The sequence below is a fragment of the Arthrobacter sp. Y3221159 genome, assembly GCF_059089885.1.
Genome location: NZ_JBNHFC010000001.1, coordinates 460,653 through 484,366, shown reverse-complemented (window position 1 = coordinate 484,366; position 23,714 = coordinate 460,653). Strand labels below are relative to the sequence as shown.

18 protein-coding genes are annotated in these 23,714 nt (G+C 67.8%); 5 read left to right on the top strand and 13 right to left on the bottom strand.

From position 1 onward, the window contains the following. Window positions 1-19: 19 nt before the first annotated feature. Genes AC5RT3_RS02275 through nudC form a run of 3 tightly spaced genes read right to left on the bottom strand, consistent with a single transcriptional unit; the run spans window position 20 to window position 3,921 of the window. Window positions 20-694, bottom strand: a complete 675-nt coding sequence (locus AC5RT3_RS02275) for a M48 family metallopeptidase (RefSeq protein WP_494123393.1) — start codon at window positions 692-694, stop codon at window positions 20-22. A gap of 14 nt (window positions 695-708) precedes the next feature. Further along, entirely contained in the window at window positions 709-2,844 is a 2,136-nt protein-coding gene (locus AC5RT3_RS02270; RefSeq protein WP_494123382.1) for an ATP-dependent DNA helicase UvrD2, read from the bottom strand. A gap of 54 nt (window positions 2,845-2,898) precedes the next feature. Further along, window positions 2,899-3,921 (bottom strand): NAD(+) diphosphatase, encoded by a 1,023-nt coding sequence (gene nudC, locus AC5RT3_RS02265; RefSeq protein WP_494123381.1) that lies wholly within the window; start codon window positions 3,919-3,921, stop codon window positions 2,899-2,901. Between the two features lie 144 nt (window positions 3,922-4,065). On the opposite strand from nudC, the gene AC5RT3_RS02260 reads away from it, so the two are divergent. After that, window positions 4,066-5,328 carry a macrolide 2'-phosphotransferase gene (locus AC5RT3_RS02260; protein WP_494123380.1) on the top strand — a complete coding sequence of 421 codons (1,263 nt, stop codon included), beginning with the start codon at window positions 4,066-4,068 and terminating at the stop codon, window positions 5,326-5,328. A gap of 37 nt (window positions 5,329-5,365) precedes the next feature. Here the strand turns inward: AC5RT3_RS02260 and AC5RT3_RS02255 are convergent, their stop codons facing one another. The 3 genes from AC5RT3_RS02255 to AC5RT3_RS02245 all read right to left on the bottom strand — a co-directional run bounded on the left by AC5RT3_RS02255 (window position 5,366) and on the right by AC5RT3_RS02245 (window position 12,674). Beyond that, complete coding sequence (locus AC5RT3_RS02255) at window positions 5,366-8,902, bottom strand: ATP-dependent helicase (RefSeq protein WP_494123379.1); 3,537 nt, start codon at window positions 8,900-8,902, stop codon at window positions 5,366-5,368. Beyond that, window positions 8,899-12,123 carry an ATP-dependent helicase gene (locus AC5RT3_RS02250; RefSeq protein WP_494123378.1) on the bottom strand — a complete coding sequence of 1,075 codons (3,225 nt, stop codon included), beginning with the start codon at window positions 12,121-12,123 and terminating at the stop codon, window positions 8,899-8,901. The genes AC5RT3_RS02255 and AC5RT3_RS02250 overlap by 4 nt, the downstream gene beginning before the upstream one ends. Before the next feature lie 134 nt (window positions 12,124-12,257). Further along, the gene (locus AC5RT3_RS02245) at window positions 12,258-12,674 is read right to left on the bottom strand and encodes an MGMT family protein (RefSeq protein ID WP_494050865.1); all 417 of its coding nucleotides are present in this window, start codon (window positions 12,672-12,674) and stop codon (window positions 12,258-12,260) included. A 63-nt stretch (window positions 12,675-12,737) separates the two neighbouring features. Between AC5RT3_RS02245 and AC5RT3_RS02240 the strand changes: the two genes are divergently transcribed. From AC5RT3_RS02240 to AC5RT3_RS02225, 4 genes are all read left to right on the top strand, one after another. After that, window positions 12,738-13,448 carry a 3'-5' exonuclease gene (locus tag AC5RT3_RS02240; RefSeq protein ID WP_494008774.1) on the top strand — a complete coding sequence of 237 codons (711 nt, stop codon included), beginning with the start codon at window positions 12,738-12,740 and terminating at the stop codon, window positions 13,446-13,448. Window positions 13,449-13,783: 335 nt separating this feature from the next. Beyond that, a complete protein-coding gene (locus AC5RT3_RS02235; protein ID WP_494050866.1) occupies window positions 13,784-14,719 on the top strand; it encodes a substrate-binding periplasmic protein in 936 nt (311 codons plus the stop codon). 16 nt (window positions 14,720-14,735) lie between these two features. Further along, window positions 14,736-15,500: an amino acid ABC transporter permease gene (locus tag AC5RT3_RS02230; RefSeq protein ID WP_494050867.1), complete on the top strand. Its 765-nt coding sequence runs from the start codon at window positions 14,736-14,738 to the stop codon at window positions 15,498-15,500. Beyond that, on the top strand, window positions 15,497-16,234 hold the full coding sequence (locus tag AC5RT3_RS02225) for an amino acid ABC transporter ATP-binding protein (protein ID WP_494008777.1): 738 nt from the start codon (window positions 15,497-15,499) through the stop codon (window positions 16,232-16,234). The genes AC5RT3_RS02230 and AC5RT3_RS02225 overlap by 4 nt, the downstream gene beginning before the upstream one ends. A 121-nt stretch (window positions 16,235-16,355) precedes the next feature. On the opposite strand, the gene hemL is transcribed toward AC5RT3_RS02225, so the two are convergent. The 7 genes from hemL to hemQ are packed head-to-tail and all read right to left on the bottom strand — an operon-like array spanning window position 16,356 to window position 23,654. Further along, complete coding sequence (hemL, locus tag AC5RT3_RS02220; RefSeq protein WP_494123377.1) at window positions 16,356-17,687, bottom strand: glutamate-1-semialdehyde 2,1-aminomutase; 1,332 nt, start codon at window positions 17,685-17,687, stop codon at window positions 16,356-16,358. A gap of 29 nt (window positions 17,688-17,716) precedes the next feature. Continuing rightward, entirely contained in the window at window positions 17,717-18,790 is a 1,074-nt protein-coding gene (locus AC5RT3_RS02215; protein WP_494123376.1) for an LLM class flavin-dependent oxidoreductase, read from the bottom strand. Then, window positions 18,790-19,770: a porphobilinogen synthase gene (gene hemB / locus AC5RT3_RS02210; RefSeq protein ID WP_494050870.1), complete on the bottom strand. Its 981-nt coding sequence runs from the start codon at window positions 19,768-19,770 to the stop codon at window positions 18,790-18,792. The genes AC5RT3_RS02215 and hemB overlap by 1 nt, the downstream gene beginning before the upstream one ends. Before the next feature lie 11 nt (window positions 19,771-19,781). Further along, a complete protein-coding gene (locus AC5RT3_RS02205; RefSeq protein WP_494050871.1) occupies window positions 19,782-20,684 on the bottom strand; it encodes a uroporphyrinogen-III synthase in 903 nt (300 codons plus the stop codon). A gap of 14 nt (window positions 20,685-20,698) precedes the next feature. Next, window positions 20,699-21,697 (bottom strand): hydroxymethylbilane synthase, encoded by a 999-nt coding sequence (hemC, locus tag AC5RT3_RS02200; protein WP_133346061.1) that lies wholly within the window; start codon window positions 21,695-21,697, stop codon window positions 20,699-20,701. Next, window positions 21,694-22,956 carry a ferrochelatase gene (locus AC5RT3_RS02195; protein WP_494050872.1) on the bottom strand — a complete coding sequence of 421 codons (1,263 nt, stop codon included), beginning with the start codon at window positions 22,954-22,956 and terminating at the stop codon, window positions 21,694-21,696. The genes hemC and AC5RT3_RS02195 overlap by 4 nt, the downstream gene beginning before the upstream one ends. Continuing rightward, the gene (gene hemQ, locus AC5RT3_RS02190) at window positions 22,953-23,654 is read right to left on the bottom strand and encodes a hydrogen peroxide-dependent heme synthase (protein WP_494050873.1); all 702 of its coding nucleotides are present in this window, start codon (window positions 23,652-23,654) and stop codon (window positions 22,953-22,955) included. Before hemQ ends, AC5RT3_RS02195 begins: the two co-directional genes overlap by 4 nt. Window positions 23,655-23,714 lie beyond the last annotated feature (60 nt).

Sequence of the window (23,714 nt, the reverse complement as noted above, 5' to 3'; positions counted from 1 at the left end):
CGTGGCCGGGGGGCCGCTGCTAGTCGGCGTCCCCCGGCCAGCCATCCAGCTCCGGCCAGCCTTCGAGCTCCTGGTTGCCGCTGCCGCCAAGTGTCCCACCGTCCCTTGCCGCAGCCAGTCCGCGCGCGGTGGCAAAGGAAACACCTTCCAGGAATGCCTTGGCGCGCTGGGTTTCCGGGTACGCCTCGAGCAGCTTCCAGAAAGCTGCGTTGTGCCCGGCCACCAGCAGATGGGCAAGTTCGTGGAGCAGGACATAGTCGATGACCCACTGCGGCATCGGACGGAGTTTGTCCGAGAGCCGGATGGTTCCGTCAGCGGGTGTGGCTGATCCCCAGCGCGAGTTCTGGTTGCTGACCCAGCGCACGGACGTTGGGACGGCACGCCCGCCGAGGTACCGTCCCGAGAGGTGGGTGGCGTGGGCGGCAAGGGCGGCGTCCGAGGCGGGACGCTTCCGGCCGGAGGCCGCGCGGCGCTCCCCCTGCCGCTGCAGCTTGGCCAGCATGCGCCGGACCCACTCGGACTCCTGGGCTGCGGTGAAACGGGCCGGAATGGCAACGACGGCTGTCCCATTCTCCCAGAAAGCCGCCACTGTCCGGGTACGGCGGGCAGAACGGCGCACTTCCACCGGTGCACCGTCCGCGGTGGTCAGCGGAGCAACTGTCCGCCGGCTCCCCGCAGCGACTCCGGGGCCCACCGCTGCTCCGGGACTCACAGTGCCGTACTTTCGGCCAGGACCCGGAGCACGGCTTCCCCGTACTTCTCCAGCTTCGAAGGGCCCACCCCGGCAAGGCCGGCGAGTTCTTCCAGCGAGGCCGGCCGGGCCTCGGCGATGGCTGTCAGTGTTGCGTCGGTGAAGACCACGAAGGCCGGGACGTCCGTGGACACGGCCACTTCCCGGCGCCAGTTCCGGAGTGCGTCAAAGGTCTGTTCCTCGTAACCCGGCGGGCAGGCGTTGCAGCGTCCCACCTTGCGCTCGGCGCCGGTGGCCAGCATGCTCCCGCAGACCCTGCAGACTGCGGGGGCGGCTGCCTTCCGGCGCGGGGCCACACCCTTGCCGCGGGCATTTGAGCTCGCCACTGATGCAGGCCGGAGCCCGTCGAGGAACCGGGACGGCTTGCGGTTGGCGCGGCCACCGGGCGTCCGAGCGGTGCTCCAGGACAGCGCGAGGTGTTCACGGGCCCGGGTGATTCCGACATAAAGGAGCCGGCGTTCCTCATCCACGGATTCCGGCGAGTCGGCGAAGGAGATGGGCATCAGGCCTTCGCTGAGCCCGACGAGGAACACGGCATCCCATTCCAGGCCTTTGGCGGCGTGCAGGGATGCCAGCGTCACCCCCTGGACTGTGGGCGCGTGCTGGGCCAGTGAGCGTTCCTGGAGTTCGTTGACGAAGTCAACCAGGCCAAACTGCGGTCCCCGGTTCTGGACGAGTTCGTCGGCCAGCGCCACGAGCGCCGCCAGCGATTCCCAGCGCTCCCGCAGCGCGCCGCCGCTGTGTGGTGCGGAGTCTGTGTAGCCGAGGGAGGCAACGATGTCCCGGACCAGCTGCCCCAACGACTCCGGCGCATCGGCCTCGCTGGCGGCCCTGGTTGCGGCCCGAAGCTGGAGGATGGCGTCACGGACTTCCTTTCGCGCGAAGAACCGCTCGCCGCCGCGGAGCTGGTAGCCGATGCCGGCGGCGGCCAACGCCTGCTCGTAGGCCTCGGACTGCCCGTTGGTCCGGAACAGGATGGCCACCTCGCTGGCGGGTGTGCCGGCGTCGAGGAGGGCCTTGATCTTCTGGGCCACCGTGGCGGCTTCGGCTTCGTCGTCGGCACATTCCGTGAACGTGGGCACGGGGCCTGCGGGCCGTTGCGCCACAAGCTGCAGGGGCGCAGCCCACGCGGCATCCGCTGCCGGTCCTCCGCTGCGCCGGGCCGCCAGGAGGTCGTTGGCGAGTTTCACCACCTGCGGCGTGGAGCGGTAGTCCCTGATCAGTTTGACCACGTTGGCCTGGGGATAACGGGCCTTGAAGTCCAGGAGGTGCCGGGGCGATGCGCCCGTGAAGGAGTAGATGGTCTGGCTGGCGTCGCCCACGACGCACAATTCGTCGCGCCCGCCCAGCCACAGGTCCAGGAGCCGCTGCTGCAGCGGCGACACGTCCTGGTACTCGTCCACCACGAAATGCCGGTACTGCTCCCGGACGGTGGCGGCAACCCGTTCATCTTCCTGCAGGATCCCGACCGTGATCAGCAGGACGTCCTCAAAATCAATGACGTTGCGGTCGGTTTTGACGTCCTCGTAGGCCTGGAACACCCGGGCGACAGCCGTCAGGTCGAAGCCGCCCGGCGTGCCCCTCCCCTGGGCGTTCTCGAGGTAGTTGGCGGGAGTCAGCATGGACACTTTGGCCCATTCGATCTCCGATGCCAGGTCGCGGATGGAGGCCCGGTCCGTGCTCAGCCTTAATCGCCGGGCCGCCTCTGCCAGCATTTGCGCCTTGTGGTCCAGAAGGTTGGGAAGCGAGCCGCCCACGGCCTGCGGCCAGAAAAACTGGAGCTGGCGCAGGGCCGCGGCGTGGAACGTGCGGGCCTGGACATTGCCTGCGCCAAGGTCCCGGAGCCTGCTGCGCATCTCGGCAGCTGCCCGGGCAGTGAAGGTGACGGCCAGCAGCCGCTGCGGAGTGTAGACGCCCGAGTGGACGCCGTAGGCGATGCGGTGGGTGATGGCCCGGGTCTTTCCCGTCCCGGCGCCGGCGAGCACGCACAGGGGTCCGTTGAGGGTGCTCGCAACCTCGCGCTGTTCGGCGTCCAGCCCGCCAAGGATCCGGTCCTCAAGCGATGCCGCCCCGTCAAAAATTTCTGTAGTCACTTCTGCTGCTTTATGTCTCGACTACCGCGTGCTTGGAGTCTGGTGGATAAGGGATCAGGCGCCGGCGCGGTCCTCGATCCGCCCGCCGTACCAATGCTCAATGAGCGCCCGTGCGATGGAGAGCCTGCTGGAAATGGTGACATCACCCCTGAGAACGGCTTCCTGCAGATCCTCCCGGCTGAACCAGCGCGCCCTGGTGACCTCCACGCCGTCGGGCGTTGCCTCGGCATCTTCGGTGACGGCGGTAAATCCAAGCATAAGGGAGGCCGGGAAAGGCCACGACTGCGAACCGAGATACTGGCAGGCAGTGACGCGCACTCCCACTTCCTCAAGCACCTCCCGCACCACTGCCTGTTCCAGTGATTCACCGGGTTCAACGAACCCCGCGAGGGTGGAGAAGTTCTTGGCGTCCACCGGGCCCCCGCCGCCCAGAAGCACCCGCCCGTCGGGCCCCACAACGGTGACGATGATGGCGGGGTCAGTCCGCGGATAGTGCTCGGACGAATCTGCCGGGCAGCGGCGCATCCAGCCGCCGGCCTCCACCAGAGTGGGGGTTCCGCACCGCGGACAGTGCGTGTGGCCTCCATGCCAGTTGGCGATGGCGCTTGCCTCAACGAACAAGGCAGTGCCGGTTTCCGTCAGGCCTGCAGCCACGTCCCGAAATCCTGCCCAGGCGGCATCGCCCGGAATGCCCGCAGTGCCCGGCTCCAGCGGCTCGGACAGGACGAAAAGCAGCAGTTCGGTGCCGGCGGGAAGGCCGGAGCCCGGCAGGGCAGCGCCGAGGTAGATCACCAGTTCCGGCGTGGCGGAAACCGCTGACAGGCCTTCCAGCAGGCCTTTGGCGCCGGTCATAAACAGGCTTCCGTCCTGCACCAGTCCCTGCCGCCCGGACAGGACGACTGCCAGCGTGCCTGGCGCGGCGAGGAGTTCGTCCACCATCCCCGGCCTGGTCCGAACGGCCGATCCCCTGTCCACCAGCGCCGGCCGGACGGGAAGCAGGGTGTCCCGGAGGTGGTTGGCCGGCAGCAGCGCCGGCGCTCCCTGATGGACCGGTGTGACAGACTCCGCGTGGCTCATGCATCCACCGTACTGACATGGACCGACAATCCGCATTTCCGGCGTGGCCCTCCGCCCCGCGCGGGTACCCCCCCTTTGCACCGATCTGAAGACTCGCCGCCCGCAGACCGGTGACTTGGACGGCGGGCAATCTACCGTGGAACGGTGAGAAGAAAACCGATTGAACTGGCAGCCGTTGCAACCGCGGCAGTCCCCGGACTGACCCCAACGGCCGTTAGCTCTGCCCCGGATGATCCCGCAGACTTCGATTCGGCCCTGCTCCTGGATTCGGAGGGCAAACGCTGGCGGGTCAGGTCTCCGCGGCACGCGGAGGCCAGCGCCCGGCTGGAGACCGAGTTCCTGGTGTTGCGGGCCTTCGCGCCGGGAATCCGGGCCGAACTTCCGTTCCTGATGCCCACGGTGGCCGGCAGCGTCCGGTTGGGCACCCTGAGCACATTTGTTTACTCACACCTGGCCGGAAGTACCCGCAGCGTTGAGGAGCTGACCGCGGGCCCTGAGGCCCTGGCCCGCGAAATCGGCGCGGCGCTGGCAGCCATCCACGATCTGCCCCGGGCCCTGGTCAGCAACGCCGACCTGCCCAGCTACACTCCCAACGAGTTCCGCCAGCGCAGGCTGAATGAACTGGACCAGGCAGCCACCACCGGGAAGATTCCGCCGGCGCTCCTGCTGCGGTGGGAGCACGCCATGGAGGATGTATCGCTGTGGCGCTTCAATCCCTGTGTGGTGCACGGCGACCTGCACGAGGACAACATCCTGGTCGAAGGCCAGCGCGTCACGGCCGTGACCGGATGGACCGACCTTCGGATCGGCGACCCGGCTGACGACTTCGCCTGGCTGGTGGCATCCAACGAGCAGGACTTCGTGGATGCTGTCCTGGCCCGCTACACGGCCAGCCGGCGCGACACGCCGGACAATCACCTGCTGCGCAGGGCCGCCCTTTCGGCCGAATTCGCCCTGGCCCAGTACCTGGTCAAGGGAATTGCTGCGGGCGATCCGGCAATGGTGGCGGAGGCGGAGGGCATGCTGGAGACACTTGCCAACGACATCGCTGAGCACGGCGGCCAACCCATCAGTGTTGAGCCGCAGCCCGCCGCTCTCACCGTGCCCGGGGCAGCAACGTCCGAGGGCGGGCCCGGACCGGGTGGGTCGGCCGTTACGGTCATTCCCGTCCCGGCACAGCCGGCGGTAGGAGCCGTTCCCGTCCCGGCACACCCGGCGGCAGGAGTTGTTCCCGTCGCGGCACAGCCGGCGGTGGAGGTTGTTCCCGTCCCGGTTAAGCCGGCGGTTCATGTGACACCCATCCCCGCCGAGCCGGAGCAGGCGGCTGGGGGGAAACAGCACTCCCAGGACGGGCCCGACGATACGTCCACTGCCGCCCTGCCGATCATCAACGCCCGGCAGTCCTAACCGGAAGCGCTACCCCGGATCCGCCCGACCCGTGCGGTCACCGGGAATCCAGGGCTGCGCTGACGATGGCCTCCAGCTCCTCGGCAGTTCCGAGGTCGTGGGGCCGTACCACCTCGTTGTCGGCCACATAGAAGAACGCTGCCCGCACTTCCTCCAGCGGAACGTTCTTCAGGCGTGCCCACGCCAGCCGGTATACGGCCAGCTGCACCGACCGCGCCCGCAACTGGGCACCGGACGGACGCCGGCCGGTCTTCCAGTCCACGAGGTCCCAGGACCCGTCCGCGTCCCGGAATACAGCGTCGATCCGGCCGCGCACAACCACCTCGCCCACCCGGGTTTCAACGGGGACCTCCACGAAGGCCGGCGAACGCTCGGCCCAGGGTGAGGCGCGGAACGTCGCCACCATGGAGTCGAGGTCGTAGGCGGCGTCGATATGGTCGTCCGAACCGGGAGCCTCACCCAGATCGAGCATTCCGGCAGCCCCAAAGTATTCCTCCACCCAGGCGTGGAATGCCGTTCCTTTGCGTGCCGACATTCCGGGTTCACGCGGAACCGGCCGGCGGAGCCTGGCGAGCACGTCCGACGGGTCGTTTCCCAGGTCCACCAGCATGGATGCGGAGATATGGCTTGGCAGGTGAACATCCTGGCCGTAGGACCGTTTGGCCCGGCGCTCGAGCAGCAGCGCCGCTTCCCGTGCCCACCCGGCCGCTGGTCCAGCCAGGCCGGTGATACCTGCCGGGCCGCCTTCAGCATCCAATGGTCCGGCCTCATGCTGGTGGTTCCCGGCAGCCTCGAGTTCGGCCAGAACAAGGGCAGCAGCCCTGTCCATGGCCTCCCTGCGGCCCCCGGCCAGCCGGAGCCGCTCCCCTGTCCGGGGATCCACCGGGCCTTCAAGGGGATCGTAGGGCCAACCTGCCACTTCGGTTTCGCTGGACAAGGGGCTGCTTTCGGGCAGGGCGTCTTCCGCCAGGGACAGCGGATGGACCGAGGCCCGGGCCTGCTGCCCATCGGACTTCACGAGGACATCCAGTTCGGCCAGGAACGGTGACATTTCCGCCCTGGCGGCGCGCGATCCCACCCATGCTGCACTGGAGACCCACAGGACGTGCTTCGCCCGGGTGTAGGCAACGTAAGCCAGGCGTCGCTCCTCCGATTCCCCGTGCGCCTGCACGGCCGCCTTGAAGTCCTTCTCCGCATCCAGCCAGCCCTTCTGGTCCGGCTGGTCCAGGTCCCACTGCGGCAGATCTGCACGGTCGCCCCGCAGGGGCCATGGCAGGGCCGCACTCCCGCTGCTCCAGCGGGAGTCCTTGTCGCTGGGAAAAGCCCCGGCGTTCAACCCGGGCACAAAGACGACGTCCCACTCCAGGCCTTTGGACGCGTGGACGGTCAGAAGCTGGACGGCTTCCCTGTTGACGTCGCCGGGCGGAGCTTCGAGCCCGTTCTCCTCCTCGGCTGCAGCTTCGAGCCAGGCAAGGAAGGCAAGGATGTCCACCCGCTGGGAGGTCCGAAGAAATCCCGCAGCGGCGTCCTGGAAGGCGTCCAGGTTGCGGCGCGCCTGGTGGATGCTGACCCCTGGGCGTGCCGCAACTTCGATATCCAGTAGCATGGCCCGTTCCACTTCCCCCAGGAGTGTGGTGAGGTCGTCCCCGAGGTAGCCGCGGAGCTGCCGCAGCTCGGCGGAAAGCTGCAGGAGGCGGCCGCGGGCCCCGGTGCTCAGGCACCTGCCGCTGGAGGAAGTCCATCCCTCGCGTGGCAGCCAGTCAAGGGCTTCCACGAGGCTGGCACCATCTGTCAGGTCACCCTCGAGAACGGGGGAATCCTCGTCGGGGGAATCGTCGTCGGACCGCTCCGCGGCCTGCCCGCGGCGGCGGGCCAGGTGGCTGGACCAGTCCCGCAGGGCCATCAGGTCCGCCGGTCCTATCCGCCACCTCGCTCCGGCGAGCAGCCGCATGAGCGCGTCCGACCGGCCCGGATCGGCCAGTACCCGGAGGGTGGCCACGAGGTCCACCACCTCGGGTGTGTCCAGGAGCCCGCCAAGGCCCACGATCTCGTAGGGGATGCTCCTGGCTTCAAGCTGGCGGCGGACAACTTCCATCTGCGCCCGCCGCCGGCACAGGACGGCGATGGCCGGCGGAACGGGGGTTCCATCGGGCTTCAGTTCGAAGTCTGTTACCCGGTATTTCAGGACTTCTTCGGCAAGTGCGGCAGCTTCCTCCACGTCACTGCCGAAACGGCCAAGCACCACGGAGCCCTGGGCAGCATGGGGGCTGGGCTGCAACGGAGGTACATGCGCGGTCTGGGCTCCCTTGCCGCCTGCCGGCCCACGCTGCGCTTCGGCTTTGACCAGCGCTTCCGACATCACGTTCGCCGCCGCCAGGATGGACCGTCCGTTCCGCCATGCGGTGGTCAGGTAGGACGTGGGTGCAGGCGCCCAGCCTGCCTGCCCGCCCATAGATTCCTGGCGGACAGGAAACTCCCGGACGAAATGGAACAGCTGGCCGGCCGAGGCCCCGCGGAAACCGTAGATGGACTGGTTCGGGTCTCCGACGGCCGTGACGGCGTGCCCGCCGCCGAAGAGCCGCGAGAACAGGACGAGTTGGGCATGCGAGGTGTCCTGGAACTCATCGAGCAGGACAACTTTGTACCGTTGGCGTTCCATCTGGGCGGCCATCGGAACGTCCCGGGCCACCTTGGCTGCGAGCGCCACCAGGTCGCCGAAATCGAGGGCGCCGCGTGCCCGCTTTGCCTCGGCATACCTGCCCACCATGTCGGCAACGCTGGCGCGGGTGCGAAGCATGGCGGCCAGCTCTGCAACGGCCTGCGGAGCGTTCTTCTTTTTGTCGGCCAGGTAAGGAAGCGATTGGAAGTCTGAGAGCCGGGCCATGAGCCAGGCCTCAACGTCTTCCGGTTCCTGAAGGTGTTCGGCACATTCTCCGGCGAGTTGGATGACCGCCTTCACCAGGGTGGACTTGGCGGCACGGAAGTGGGCGTACTCGCCGTCGTAGGCTTCCACCACTTCGCTGGCCAGCTGCCACGCCTGCGCCCCGCCCAGCAGGACCACATCCCGTTCCACGCCCAACCGCAGCCCGTAGTCGGAAACGATCCCGCTGGCGAAGGAGTGGTAAGTGGACACTTTGGGTTCCAGGGCATCACTGCTGAGCAGGCCTTCCGGAAAGACCTGGTGCGCCGTATCGCCGGCAACCAGCCGCTGGAGGGCCACCAGTTTGGCGCGGATCCTCGATGCCAGTTCCCCCGCGGCCTTCCTGGTGAACGTCACGCCGAGGACTTCCTCCGGCCGCACCCAGCCGTTGGCCACGAGCCACACCACCCGGTCCGCCATGGTGGCCGTCTTGCCGGAGCCGGCACCGGCGATGACCAGCCGCGGCGTGAGCGGCGAGGAGATGATGGCGGATTGTTCGGCTGTGGGCATGTTCTTTTCACCCAGGAGCACCGATAACTCCTCGGGGCTGAACCGTGCCCCCGGTGGCTGGGGAGCTGCTGCGGCCGCCGCTGATGGCCCGGCATCCGGCTCAGCGCCCTGCCGGCCGGGCAGCACGTCGAGGTTATGGCTCATTCCGTCACTTGCCTTCCACGCACGCAGAGCGGGCATACCTCGGGCAGCTTGCAGCCATGGCCTCCGTGGCTCCCCTTTGCCGGATCATGCCGGGCTTCGAATTCCTTGCCGCCCATCACTTTCGCTGCATCCTTTACCATGTCGAGGGCCCAATTTTCCTGCGGGTCGAGTGCATCCTGCTGCTGGACGGCAGGGTTCTTGGCGCTTGTTCCGAGTTGGGCAAGAACAGCCCCGCCGGGCAGGGTGCCGCCCTCCCTGCCTGTTGCCTCGGCAAATCCCCCCGCGAGGACTGCTGCCTGGTAGGCACCGAGCTGGGGGTGCCGGGACAGTTCAGCCTTTCCGGGCTGCCGCTTTCCCGTCTTCAGGTCCACGATGACCAGCCTGCCTTCGCCGTCGATCTCCAGCCTGTCCACCTGGCCGCGAAGTATGGCCTGACGTGGGGCCAGACCGTCCACTGCCACCTCGCCAAGGGGCACCTCAAAATCCTGCTCCACGCCCACGAGGCTGCGGCCCTCGCTCCTCATCACCAGGATGTACTGGGCGAGCTTACGCACCATAGACTCCGCCCGCTGGAAATCAAGCCCGCCCTCCCAGTTGTCCTTCATGCCCAGGGTGGGCCAACGGCGGACCAGCTCCGCGAGGTACTCCCCGCCCGAGGCGTCCGGCAGTTCCTGCGCAATGGCGTGCACCAATGTTCCCAGGCTGCGGGCAAAGTCTGTGGCCGCCTCGCCCCCGGCCGCCTGCACGAACCAGTCAAGCGGCGACTTCTGGACCGTCTCGACCTTCGACGGCGACACGGACACGGTACCGCCGGGCGGAACCACGGCTGCCTCGGACGTCAGCGGCGCGAGTCCCCACCACGTGGAGGGATGGGCACCCGGGACAGGCGGCACGGCAGCCGCCAGCCGGGCCAGCACCCTTGCCGCCTCCCGGGCCTCCGCTGCACGGTTCCCGTCCAGCTGGGCATGCTGCCGCAGTTCGGCAACGAGGGCCCGCAGGGTCATGGGGCGCTCCACCGCGGTGAAGCCCCTCCGCTCCTGGCCACGCTCCAGCGGCGCGACGTAATCCAGGAATGACGACGGCTGGTCGTCCTCCGAGGCGACGGCTGTGCATATGAGCAGCTCCCGGGAGCGTGAAACAGCTGTGGAAAAGCTGCGCAGTTCGTCGTAGCGGATTTCGCGCAACCGGCTCAGCGGGTCCCGTTGCAACGCGTAGGCGGGGCCGTGTTCAACGGCGTCCGCGTAGAGAGTGCTGCCCAGGAGTTCCCCCCGGAGCCTGGTATTGGGCCACACGCCCTCCTGAAGGCCGGCGACAATCACGACCGGCCATTCCCGTCCTGCTGCGCTGGCGGGCGTCATCAGCTCCACGGCATCATCCACCTGTGCCCTGGCTGCAAGGGTGTCCATGGGGAGCTCCTGGTTGAGGAGGTACTCCAGGAACTGTTCAGGCCCGGCTCCGGGCATCTGGTCCACGTACCGCTCGGCCGTATGGAACAACGCCATCATCGCATCCAGGTCCCGGTCGGCCCGGGCGCCGTGGGGGCCGCCTGCCAGTGCAGTTTCCGTCCAGGATGCTGCCAGCCCGGTGGAGCTCCACAACGCCCAAAGCACCGATTCGGCGTTGGCGCCCGGCTGGAAGGCAGCTTCGCGGCCGGCCTGGATCATCCTGGCGGCACGCCTGGCCGCCCTGCCTTCGATACCCAGGGCGGACAGCGCTCCGGGCTCCAGCAGGGCCTCGACCAGGAGTGCATCGCTGGTCCGTCCGCCGCCACCCAGCAGTTCCTCACGGCGAAGCGACTGCCGGAGCCGCCGCAGTTCGATGGAACTGGCTCCGCCGATCCGGGACGTCAGGAGGGACACTGCGGCTTCCGGGGTCAGCAATGTGGGGTCCAATGCAATGGCAAAGGCATCCAGCAGGGGGCGTACCGCTACTTCGTCCCGCACCGCCGACTCGGCAACCGGCACCCGGACAGGGATCCCCTGCCCCGAGAGGTAACGCTGCAGCTCGCTGACCTGTCCGCCGTTGCGCACGATGACAGCGATCTCCGTGAGGTCCCGGCCATGGTTGATGTGCTGGTCCAGGATCCGCTGGGCGACATACCGGAGCTCGTGCACTGCTGACGGGACCAGGTGCGCCTCGACGGTCCCTTCCTGCAGGTTCCCCTCCGGCCGGTCCTTCTGCGGATGCTCCAGCCGCCTGGCCAGCTGCCCACCCGCGCGCTGCGAGATCCGGCCGGCTACACCGAGCCAGGCGTCCGCGAGCGCCGGAACCAGGCGGTGGGAATGGGACAGCGGACGCTCCACGAGGGGCGCTCCCGTGGACAGCAGCCGCGGCAGCTCCGCCACGAGGTCGGGCCGGGCCCCCCGGAAGCCCTGGACCACGGTATCGGGCGAGTACGCCACATAGCAGTCCTTGCCTGCCGCGATGTCCGCCAGGAGCTCGAATACTGCGGGGTTCGCTTCCTGGATGTCGTCCACCACCACCAGTTGCAGCCTGTCCCGTTCGGCGGCGAGGAATTCCGGCGCGTCCTGGAAGATGTGGCGTGCCGCTGTGATGATTCCGGCGGGGTCGAAGGCCTCAGGCATCCTGAGGTCCAGGACATCCCGGTACTCGTTGTAGAGGGCAGCCGCGGCGATCCAGTCGGGCCTGCCGCACTCCCGGCCAAGCACTTCAAGATCCTCCGCAGTACGGCCGGACTCGATGATCCGGTCGAAGAGCTGCCGGACCTCCTGGCGGAAGCCGCGGGTTTCGAGCGCGCCGTTGAGGTCCTCAGGCCACGGCAGTTCCAGGCCCGGAAGGCGGTGCCCGTCAAGGAGTTCCTTGATGATGAGGTCCTGTTCGGGACCGGACAGGAGGCGCGGCGGCCGGGCCAGCGGGATGACGCCCTCAGCCTTGGCGCGCCTGATCAGGTCAAAAGCGTAGGAAGCCCACGTGCGTGCGGGGGTGGTGCTGAGGCTGCGGTCCAGCCGGGCGGTAAAGCGGTCCCGCAGGAAATCAGCGGCCAGACGGCTCGGGGCAAGGATCAGCATGTGCTCGGGATCGATGCCGTCCCGCAGGGCGCGCTCCACGGCAGCCTCGATGAGCACAGTGGTCTTACCGGTCCCGGGGGCGCCGGGGACCAGCACCGGCCCGGCTCCAAAGGGAACATCGACGGCGGCCTGCTGGTCAGGAGTGAGTGACGGCGCGGCTGCATGGACCTGGCGCGGCGCGAGCAGCCGCAAGGAACCTGGCCTTCCTGCGGTAGCGTCTGGGCTGCTTCCTGCTTTGCCAGCTCCGGGCCCGAAAGCGGACTCCTGCCCCGGCTGGGGGTCGGGCCGGTATTCGTCACGTGGTCCCGTGAAGGGAAGAGTTACTGTCACACCGACATTCCATCATCAGCCACCGACAATCCCTGGAGCCGACGCTCCAGCGCCGCGGCGATGCCGTCCACCCTGTCCAGATCCCCGTCGGTCGGCTGCCAGCGAGCGGCGGACAGATCGACGCGCCACCGGCCCTCCCCGGTCCGGAGGAAGGACGCGAAGTCGCCTCGGAGCGGTGTTCCCTCATCCAGGTAGCGGCGGAGGGCCGCGGCTTCATGCCCCTCGGGAGCATGTCCGCTCGCCTTCAGCACACGCCACCAGGAAACACCACTGCCGTAATGGCTCAGCACCGCCCCCACCTGCCGCGGGCCCCCGGCCCCGAGCAGTTCGGAAACGTCGCCGTAGGACACAACGGACCCGGCTGGTACCAGCCCAACAACGGCCAGCACCGCCTCCACATACTCGATCCGCACTCATCCAATCTATCGGCAGTGGCGCTCCCGGGAATTGTCCGGGGTCCCCCTTAGCGTTGAAGCATGAGCACCTGGAACACCCTTCCCCGAGCAGCCTTCGATCTCGAAACCACAGGGCGGAACTCCCGTGCGGCCCGGATTGTCACAGCGTCGGTGACCGTCGTCGACCACCACGGCGAGGTCATCAAGGAACACGAGTGGCTGGCGGATCCGGGGGTGGAAATTCCCGTTGAAGCCAGCGATGTGCACGGAATCACCACGGAGCAGGCCCGGCGTGACGGGCGCCCCGCCCATGAAGTCACCAGGGAACTTGCAGGGGTCCTGCAAGAGTTGTTCGACGCCGGTGTTCCCGTCATTGCCTTCAACGCAAGCTACGACTTCACCGTGCTGGCGGCCGAGTCGGCCCGGTACGGGGTCCCACAGCTGACGCGGTTCCCGGTACTTGATCCCTACATTATGAATAAGCAGGTGGACCGCTACCGGAAGGGCAAGCGCACCCTCACGGCCCTGTGTGAGGAGTACGGCGTGGTCCTGGACAACGCCCACACGTCTGCCGCTGACGCCCTGGCCACACTGAAGGTCCTGGATGCAATGGCCGGCAAGTTCCCCAAACTGATGATGCCGGCCAGCCAGCTCCACCAGCTCCAGGTCGATTGGGCTGTCAGCCAGGCTGCGGACTTCCAGGGCTACCTCCGCAAGACCAAGCCCACCGCCGTGATCGAAGGTGATTGGCCGGTCCTGCCTCCACAGGATGCCAGCGTCGGCGGATTTTAGGCTTCAGCAGGGCCTGCCCCGCCGTAATGCGAGGCAAGTCACAGTGCAACCACTGCGCATTTCACTCTTGAAGGGGCCCCGCGAATTCGCCGGATCACCAAGGGGTCTCCCTGTTGCGCGTGCGGGAAGGGGAAGTTCCCGAATTAAATCCGGCTTCAGGCTGCCCTGCTCGTCCTTCGATTTCCTTAGCAGCGCATTTTCGATGAAGTGAGACAATAAAGTTTTGCGGTCACCCCTGCCCTGGCCATGCTTGACCAGCACGGGGCAGGTGCCAGGCGCCATCAGCGCAGCCTTGCGGCCCGGTTGACTTATGACTCAATGAAAGTGACAACCTGATGAAAATCAAAGCGATGAAGTGGCTGACTACCGCCCCCGTTGCTCTGGCCCTGGCGGTTTCCCTGGCCGCCTGCGGTTCAGGGTCCCCGGAGCCCGCCGGCACCCCCACCGATGCCCTCGCCGGCAGCGACCAGCAGACACTGGACAAGTACACCACTGCGGATGTCACCCCGATCGACCAGATCGACAAAACCAAGCTCGGCCTCAACACCGAAGGCAAGCTCGAAGTGGGCACCCTCTCGGACGCGCCGCCGAATATCTTCATCGACCCCTCCGGCAAGTTCACCGGCTACGACAACGAGCTCCTGCGCGCTATCGCCGCCAAGCTCGGTCTCGAGGTGGAATTTGTTGCCACGGACTTCTCGGCGCTCCTTTCCCAGGTGCAGACCAAGCAGTTCGACGTCGGGTCCTCCTCCATCTCCACCACCGAAGCCCGCCGCCAGAACGTCGGCTTCACCAACGGCTACGACTTCGGCTTCATGGCCGTCGTCGCCAAGACCGACGGCGACGTCAAGAGCTTCGATGACCTCACCTCCGACCTGCGCGTCGGCGTCGTCCAGGGCACCGTCCAGGACGACTACGTCACCAACACCCTGAAGATGGAACCGATCCGCTTCCCGGACTACGCCACCGTCTACGCCAACGTCCGCAACGGCCAGGTGGACGCCTGGGTGGCTCCGTCGCAGCAGGCTGAAGGCCAGGTCAAGGAAGGCGACGGCACCGCCATCGTCGAATCGAAGATCAACACCGAGAACTTCACCGCCTACGCCGTGGCCAAGGACAACCAGCCGTTGATCGACGCGCTGAACTCGGGCCTGGACGCCGTAATCGAGGACGGGACCTGGTCCAAGCTGACCAAGGAGTGGTACCCGGACCGCGAAATGCCGACTGACTGGAAGCCGGGCAGCAAGGCCGCCACGGTTCCCCAGAGCTGATTGAGCCGGGACGTTTATGGATCTCCTGGACCAGCTTGCCGACACCTTCTTCAACTGGGAGGAAATGACCAAAGTCATTCCCGCCCTGTTCATGGTGGGCCTGCCCAACACCCTGATGCTGGCCATTGCCTCAGGCATCTTTGGATCCCTGCTGGGGCTGCTGCTGGCCATGATGGGCATTTCCCGCAACGCGGGGGCCCGGTGGGCGGCACGCATTTACACCGACATCTTCCGCGGCCTGCCGGCCATCCTGGTGATCCTGGTGATCGGCATCGGCCTCAGTCCGATCGCCAGGGAAATCACGGGTTCGCGGAACCCGTATCCCCTGGGGATCCTGGCCCTGACCCTGATCGCCGCCGCCTACATCGGCGAGATCTTCCGGTCTGGTATCCAGAGCGTTGAGAAGGGCCAGCTGGAGGCCTCGCGGGCCCTCGGGTTCAGCTACGGCAGCTCCATGCGCCTGGTAGTGGTGCCCCAGGGCATCCGGCGGGTCCTTCCCGCCCTGGTGAACCAGTTCATCTCGCTGCTGAAGGACTCCTCGCTGGTGTTCATGCTGGGCCTGGCTGCCTCCGACCGTGAGATCTTCCGGATCGGCAACGATGCCATGGCCAACACCGGCAACCTGTCACCGCTGGTGGCCGCCGGTGTCCTATACCTGATCCTGACCGTCCCGCTCACCCACTTCGTGAACTTCATCGACCACCGGCTGCGTACCGGCAAGCCGGAGAAGAAGGAGCCGGACGAACTGGCAGCACCTATCGGCAAGGGGGCACACGCATGACGGAATTCGCTTCCGGAACCCTGACCGGCAAGAACCTGCACCTATCGTTTGGCCACAACCACGTTCTGCGCGGGATCGACCTGCACGTGGAAAAGGGCACCACAGCCTCGGTCATCGGCCCGTCCGGGTCCGGCAAGTCCACGCTGCTGCGCGTCATGAACCGCCTGATCGAGCCCGACCAGGGTGACATCCTGCTGGATGGGCGTTCCGTCCTGAAGGATAACCCGGACGAACTCCGGCAGCGGATCGGCATGGTGTTCCAGCAGTTCAACCTGTTCCCGCACAAGACCGTGGTGGACAACGTGTCGCTGGCCCTCCGTAAGCTCCGGAAGCTGCCCAAGGACCAGGCCCGTGCCGAAGCCCTGGAGCAGCTGGACCTGGTGGGCCTGAAGCACAAGGCCGATTCCCGTCCGGCCAACCTGTCCGGCGGCCAGCAGCAGCGCGTGGCGATTGCCCGGGCTCTGGCCATGAAGCCGGAGGTCATGTTCTTCGATGAGGCCACGTCGGCCCTTGACCCCGAACTGGTCAAGGGTGTCCTCGCCCTCATGGCGGACCTGGCGAAGGGCGGCATGACCATGGTGGTGGTGACCCACGAAATGGGCTTCTCCCGCAACGTCTCGGATAACGTCACGTTCATGGACGCGGGTGTCGTGGTGGAGTCCGGTCCGCCGGAGCAGATTTTCACCGCACCGCGCACCGACCGGCTTAAGGGCTTCCTTTCGGACGTCCTCTAGCCGAAGACAAGAAATCCCCGCGTCCCGGGCCTTTCCCCCCACACATGGTGGGTGGATTGGTCCGGGACGCGGGGATTTGCCGTTTAAGCCGGCGACGGCGGAACCCGCCCGGCGGCCGGAATTACGGCCGGGCCGCAGCGGCTGCCGCTGCCGCGGCGGGCAGGGCGTCGAAAATCCGGTTCATGGCGGCGTCGTCGTGGGCTGCGGAGAGGAACCAGGCCTCGAACACCGACGGCGGCAGGTAGACGCCGGACTCCAGCATGGAGTGGAAGAACGGCGCGTACCGGAAAGCCTCCTGGGCTTGGGCGTCGGCGTAGTTGTGGACGCCGTGCCTGGAGGTTCCGAAGGCCACCGAGAACAGGTTTCCGGCGAACTGGATGGAGTGGTCCACCCCGGCGGCATCCAGGGCGCTGGAAAGAGCCGAGGACAGTTCCAGCGAGCGGGTGTCGATGTAGGAGTAGACGTCGCGGGTGGCGTTGGTCAGTGTGGCAACACCGGCGGCCATGGCAACCGGGTTTCCGGACAGCGTTCCCGCCTGGTAGACGGGGCCGGTGGGAGCCAGGTGGTCCATGACGTCGGCGCGTCCGCCAAGTGCCGCCGTCGGCATGCCGCCGCCAATGACCTTGCCGAATGTGAGCAGGTCCGGGGTCCAGGGATCGGCGGCGTCGGGCGCTCCGCCGGTCAGTCCCCAGTAGCCGGAGTAGCCGGTGCGGAAGCCCGTGAGCACCTCGTCCACGATGAGCAGGGCCCCGTGTTCCCGGGTGATCCTGGACAGCCCCAGGTTGAAGCCCTCTTCCGGGGTCACCACGCCCATGTTGGCCGGGGCGGCCTCGGTAATGACGGCTGCGATGTTGGGGCCGTGCGCAGCGAATGCTTCCTTGACGGCGGTGAGGTCGTTGTACGGCAGGACCAGGGTTTCCGCGGCGGTCGCCTCGGTGACGCCTGCGGAACCTGGCAGGGCGAGGGTTGCGACGCCGGACCCGGCTGATGCCAGCAACCCGTCCAGGTGGCCGTGGTAGCAGCCCGCGAACTTGATGATCAGGTTGCGCCCCGTGAAGCCGCGGGCCAGCCGGACGGCGGTCATTGTGGCTTCGGTGCCGGTGGACACCATCCGGAGGCGTTCGACGGCGGGCACGCGTTCCTTGACGATTTCGGCCAGGTTGGCCTCGTCCGGAGTGGAGGCGCCGAAGGACAGTCCGCGGTCAACCGCGGCATGGACCGCGTCCAGCACGGCCGGGTGTGCGTGGCCCAGCAGCGCAGGGCCCCAGGAGCAGACCAGGTCAACGTATTCCTTGCCGTCCGCGTCCGTCAGGTAGGCGCCCTTGGCGGCCACCATGAAGCGGGGCGTTCCGCCCACGGAGCCGAAGGCGCGGACGGGCGAGTTGACGCCGCCCGGCATCAGCTGGCGGGCGCGGTCGAATAATGCCTCGTTGCGAGGATTGCTGGAAGTCATGGTTCCTATTCTCTCAGTTAGCCGGCATGTCAGCTGCCGAGCAGTTCCGCCACCTTGGGAGCCACCGCCGTTCCCATCAGCTCAATCGAGCGCATCATTGCCGAATGCGGCAGTGGCCCGCTGCTGTACTTCAGGTCGAAGCGGTCCACCCCCAGGTTCTGCTTGAGCAGGGCAATCTTCCGGGCCACCGTCTCCGGGGAGCCGACGTACAGGGCGCCCTCCGGTGCGCACATGGCGTCGAACTCGGGACGGCCGGCAGGGCCCCAGCCGCGTTCGGCGCCCAGCCGGTTCCGCAACGTGAGCCAGTGCGGATAGAACTCCTCGCGCGCCTGCTCGTCCGTGGGGGCGACGTGCCCCGGCGAATGCGTGGCCATCTGCTGCATCGGGTGCCCATATTTAGCCATGGCCTCGCGGTACAGGTCTGCCAGCCGACGGAAAGCACGCGGCTGGCCGCCGATGATGGCGAAGATGATCGGGTAGCCGTAGTGGGCGCACCGGAGCACCGATTCAGGGGTGCCGCCGACGCCGATCCAAGTGGGCAGCAGGTGGTGTTCCAGGGGTGGGTAGACGCTGAGCCCGGCCAGGGCCGGCCGTGTCCGTCCTTCCCAGTGGACCGGCTGCTGCAAACGCACCTTGCTGAACAGTTCCAGCTTCTCCTCGAAGAGGACCTCGTAATCTGCGAGGTCGAACCCGAAGAGGGGGAACGATTCCACGAACGAGCCGCGGCCCAGCATGACCTCGGCGCGGCCGTTGGAGATGGCGTCCACCGTTGAGAAGCGCTGGAAGACACGGATGGGATCGTCCGAGCTGAGGACGGTGACGGCCGAACCCAGGCGGATCCTGGTGGTGCGGGCCGCCGCAGCAGCCAGGAAGACTTCCGGCGCGGATACCGCGTAGTCCTTCCGGTGGTGCTCCCCCACACCGAAGGCGTGAAGTCCGACGGCGTCCGCAAGTTCGGCCTGTTCCAGCAGCTGCCGCAGGACTTCGGCATGCGCCTGCGGGGAGCCGTCCTTTTTCACCCCGACGTCACCGAACGTGTTGAGGCCCAGCAGGATGCGGTCCTCCCCTACAGGTTCGGTGGGTCCCGCGGGCAGCTCCGTCATCAGGATTCCTTCAGCCAGCCGGCCAGCTCCGCGGCCCAGTACGTCAGCACCATGCCCGCACCGGCCCGGCGGATGCCCAGCACGGATTCGGTGATGGCCGCCCGCCTGTCGATCCAGCCGTTGGCGGCCGCGGCCTCGATCATGGCGTACTCCCCTGAAATCTGGTACGCCGCCACCGGCACCGGGCTCATGGCGGCGACGTCGGCCACGATGTCCAAGTAGCTCATGGCCGGCTTGACCATCACGATGTCGGCACCCTCGGCCAGGTCCAGTTCCACTTCCCGCAGCGCCTCGGTGCGGTTTCCTGCATCCATCTGGTAGGTCCGCCGGTCGCCCTTGAGCTGGGAATCGACCGCCTCGCGGAACGGTCCGTAGAAGGCGGAGGCGTACTTGGCCGAGTAGGCGATGACCGCCGTGCTCGTGTGCCCGGCTCCATCCAGGGCGGTCCGGATGGCGGCGATCTGTCCGTCCATCATGCCGGAGGGTCCAAGCATGTGGGCGCCGGCGTCCGCCTGTGCCACGGCCATGCGCGCGTAGATTTCCACGGTGCGGTCGTTGTCGACGTAGCCGTCGTCGTCGAGCACCCCGCAGTGGCCGTGGTCGGTGAACTCGTCCAGGCACACGTCGCTCATGATCACCAGGCTGTCCCCCACCTCGGCGCGAACGTCGCGGATGGCCTTGTTCAGCACTCCGTCGGGGTCCAGCGAGGCCGAGCCCTCGGCGTCGCGGTTTTCCGGGATGCCGAACAGCATGATGCCGCCCAGCCCCAGCTCGGCGGCCTCGGTGGCGGCGCGCTTCAGGGTGTCCGTGGTGTGCTGCACCACCCCCGGCATGGAAGTGATGGGGTTCGGTTCGGTGAGCCCTTCCCGGATGAAGGCGGGAAGGATGAGCTCGGCCGGCGCCAGGCGTGTTTCGGCGGTCAGCCGGCGCATGGCGGGCGTGGTCCGAAGGCGGCGGGGGCGTTGGCTGGGGAATGTCATGGTCCTGTCCTTCACGTTGTTCCGGGTGGATTCGGGTGCGGTGCCCCGCCGGAACCGGCGGTTCCAAGGGCAGCCCCGACGGCAGCTACGAGTCCCTCCGGCGTCGGCTCAGCCGCCACGGCCGCCACCTGCAGGCCAAGCGCGGCGGCCTGTTCCGCCGTCGAACGCCCGATGACCACAAGCCGGCAGCCGCGCAGCGGCGCCAGGTCTGCGATCCGGCGCACGGCGCTGGGTGAGGCTGCGAGCACGGCGTCGATACTTCCGTCCGCGATCCCCGCCCGGGCCGCTGCCGGCGAAAGCAGGGAGTACGACGGCGGCACGCGGCCCGCGTCCCCGTCCTCCACCGAAACGGCGAGCCTGCGCTCGGCTGCCGCGGGGTAGCCGACCGTCCGGTAGGCGGCCACCACCGTGACTTTGCTGCCTGCGGCGTCGAGCCCCTCAGCAAGCGCGGGCGCCGCGATGTCGGCCTGTGGCAGCAGGACCCTCCCGTCGCCGGGCCAGACCTCGAGCAGTCCGGCGGCGGACTGCTCGCTGCGCGGCGTCAGGTCCACCGCCAGGCCGTTGGACTCCAGGAGCCTCCGGGTGGCTGGTCCCACGGCAGCAATCCGGGTACCGGCGGGGACCCACTGGCGCAGGGAAAGGCCGCGGTCCCGGGCTTTGCCGAGGAGCACATGGACAGTGGTTGCGCTGGTGAGCACTAGCCAATCGAACGCGCCGGCTCCCAGTGCGTCACAGGCCACGTCCAGGGAATGCTGGTCCGGTGCCTGTTCGAAGTCGATGAGCGGCAGGAGCATGGCGGTGGCCCCGGCTTTTTCCAGCGCAGCCACGAGTTCCAGTGACCGCTCCGGGCTCCGGGTGATCAGGACCCGGGCGCCGGCCAGCGGCTTGCCCGCCCCTGATGTTCCTGCAGGCACTCCCCCGGGCAAGGTCAGGATGCCTGGAGGTCTGCGATGTCGGCGGCACCGGCGGCAAGGAGGACCTCGGCCAGTTCGATGCCCAGAAGGGTGGCGCCCACCTCGGTCAGCCCGTCGGTTGCCCGCTTGTCGCGGACGGACGCGGTGCCGTCCACGGCGCAGACGACGCCTTCGAGGTGCAGCATGCTGCCCTTCCGGTAGGCGTACGCGCCCACCGGAGCCGCGCAGCCGGCTTCCAGCCGGGCCAGCATGGCCCGCTCCGCCGTGACGGCGAGCCGGGTGTCCGGGTCGTCCAGCGCGGCGAGGGCCTGGGCCAGCACGGCCTGGGACCCTTCGGTTGAGCCGGGCTTCCGCGGGGCGTCGGCGGTGCGGCACTCGATGGCCAGGGATCCCTGCCCGGCGGCCGGGAGCATGACGTCGGTCTCCAGGAATTCGCTGACGGCATCCAGCCTGTTGATGCGCTCCAGGCCTGCGGCAGCAAGCACCACGGCGTCGAGGTCGCAGGACTTGCCGGGCACCACCTGGTCCGTGGTGTTGCCCGGAAGCCCGGGAACCCGGCCCAGGCGGGTGTCCACGTTGCCGCGGATGTCCAGGATCTCCAGGTCGGGCCGGGCCGCGCGGAGCTGTGCTGCACGGCGGGGCGAACCGGTGCCCACCGTGGCGCCGGCGGGCAGATCGGCCAGTTTCAGCCCGTCCCGGGCGCAGAGGACGTCGCGGACGTCAACGCGGCGCGGGGTGGCCGCCAGGCTGAGCCCCACGGCTGCCCCGGTGGGAAGGTCCTTCAGGGAGTGGACGGCCACATCGCATTCGTTCCGCAGCAGCGCGTCCCGCAGCGCTGCCACGAAGACCCCGGTGCCGCCCATCTGCGACAGCGAGCCGGTGAGGACGTCGCCGTCGGTCCTGATGTGGACGAGCTCCACGGGAAAACCTCCGACGGCGGCCAGCTGGTCCGCGGTCTGCTGCGTCTGCGTCAGGGCCAGTTTGCTGGCGCGGGTTCCGATCCGGACAGTCACTGCTGCGCTGCTCCTTGCGATGCTTCCGTCTGCGCCGGCACGGCGGGGTAAGGGTCATGGCCCGTCCCCACGGTGGTGTCGGCACCGGCGATGGTGGGCTTTTCGCCGCGGAAGTTCGCGCAGCAGCCTGGCCGGCAGACGTCGTACCAGGGGCCGAGGTCCGTCACTGCCGGACGTTCGCTGATGTGGTTGGCCTCGGTGCGTTCGCAGATGAGGTCCACCATGCCGTTGACGAACTTGCGGTGGGTGCCCGGGGTGGGAACGCGGGTGGCGGCCAGGCCCAGGTTGGCGCAGGTCTCCAGCGCTTCGGTGTCCAGGTCCCAGACAACCTCCATGTGGTCGCTGACGAAACCGAGCGGCACGATGACGATGCCCCTGGTCCCCTTGCCGGCGAGTTCCTCGATGGCGTCATTGATGTCGGGTTCAAGCCACGGCACGTGCGGGGCGCCGGAGCGCGACTGGTAGACCAGCGACCACGGCGCCGTGAGGCCGGATTCCTCCTCCACCCGCTGCATCACGGCCGCGGCGGTGGCGAGGTGCTGCGCCACATAGGCCGAGCCTTCCTCGAATTCGCGGGGCTCGCCGTCGGACTTGCCGGCAGCTTCGGCATCCCGGGTGGGGATGGAGTGGGTGGCGAAGAGGATCTGGACGGGGGCATCCGGGGTTCCGGCTTCAGCCAGCTTGGCACGGACCTCGGCGAGGCCGGCGGCGGTCCCTTCCACGAACGGCTCCACGAATCCGGGGTGGTCGAAGTACTGGCGGACCTTGTCCACTTCCAGGCGTCCGTCCAGTCCGGTCTCGGTCAGCGCCATGCCGATGTCCTCGCGGTACTGGCGGCAGCTGGAGTAGCAGGAGTAGGCACTTGTGGTGATCATCAGCAGGCGGCGGTGGCCGGCGTCGTACGCGTCCTGAAGTGTCTCCGGAATGTAGGGGGCCCAGTTGCGGTTGCCCCACAGCACGGGGAGGCTGATGCCGCGGGCGGCCAGCTCGGCCTCGAGTGCTGCCTTGAGCTCACGGTTCTGCTGGTTGATGGGGCTGATGCCGCCGTTTGCGCGGTAGTGGTGCGAGACCTCCTCCAGCCGCTCGTCCGGGATCCCGCGGCCGCGGGTGACGTTGCGGAGGAAGGGAATCACATCCTCCTGGCCCTCGGGACCGCCGAAGGAGGCGAGGAGTACGGCGTCGTAGTTCTTGGGGGCCATCCGGCCCGCCTCCGTCACGGGATTGACGGCGGTGGCGCCCTGGGGATCGAGGGGGCTCATGCCAGCACCTCGGCTACCTCGTCGGCGGAGATCCGGCGGCCGGTGTAGAACGGGACTTCCTCGCGGACGTGGTTGCGCGCCTCGGTGGCGCGCAGGTGCCGCATGAGGTCCACCAGGTCAACGAGTTCGGGGGCCTCCAGGCCGAGGATCCATTCCCAGTCGCCGAGCGCGAAGGAGGACACGGTATTGGAAATGACCTGGGGGAAGTCCCGGCCCAGCAAGCCGTGGTCACGGAGCATCTTGCCGCGCTCCTCCTCCGGCAGGATGTACCACTCGTAGGAGCGGACGAACGGGTAGACGCACAGCCACTCCGCCGGGGTGACGCCGCGGGAGAAAGCAGGCGTGTGGTTCTTGGCGAACTCCGCCTCGCGGTGCACGCCCATCGCCGACCAGACGATCTCGGTTCCGGCGAAGAGCGAGCTGCGGCGGATATCGCGGATGGCCTGCTGGAGGGCCTCCGGCTTGGGCCCGTGAAGCCACACCATGACGTCCGCATCGGCGCGCATGGCGGAGACGTCATAGCTGCCGCGGTGGGTCACGTGCCCCTCAGCCAGGCGCTGCAACAGGGCCTCGAAATCGGCGGCGGCATCGGCGCTGCGGACCACTGCCTCCGACCGTTTGAAGACAGTCCAGAGGGTAAAAAACTGCTCGGCTGATTCTTCGGTTTTAGTGACAGATTCGGCAGAAGTGTGGCTCATGGTTACAAGTTTGCCCTTTAGTACCCGCCAAGTCGAAACCAACAACTTCTACAACCCGTA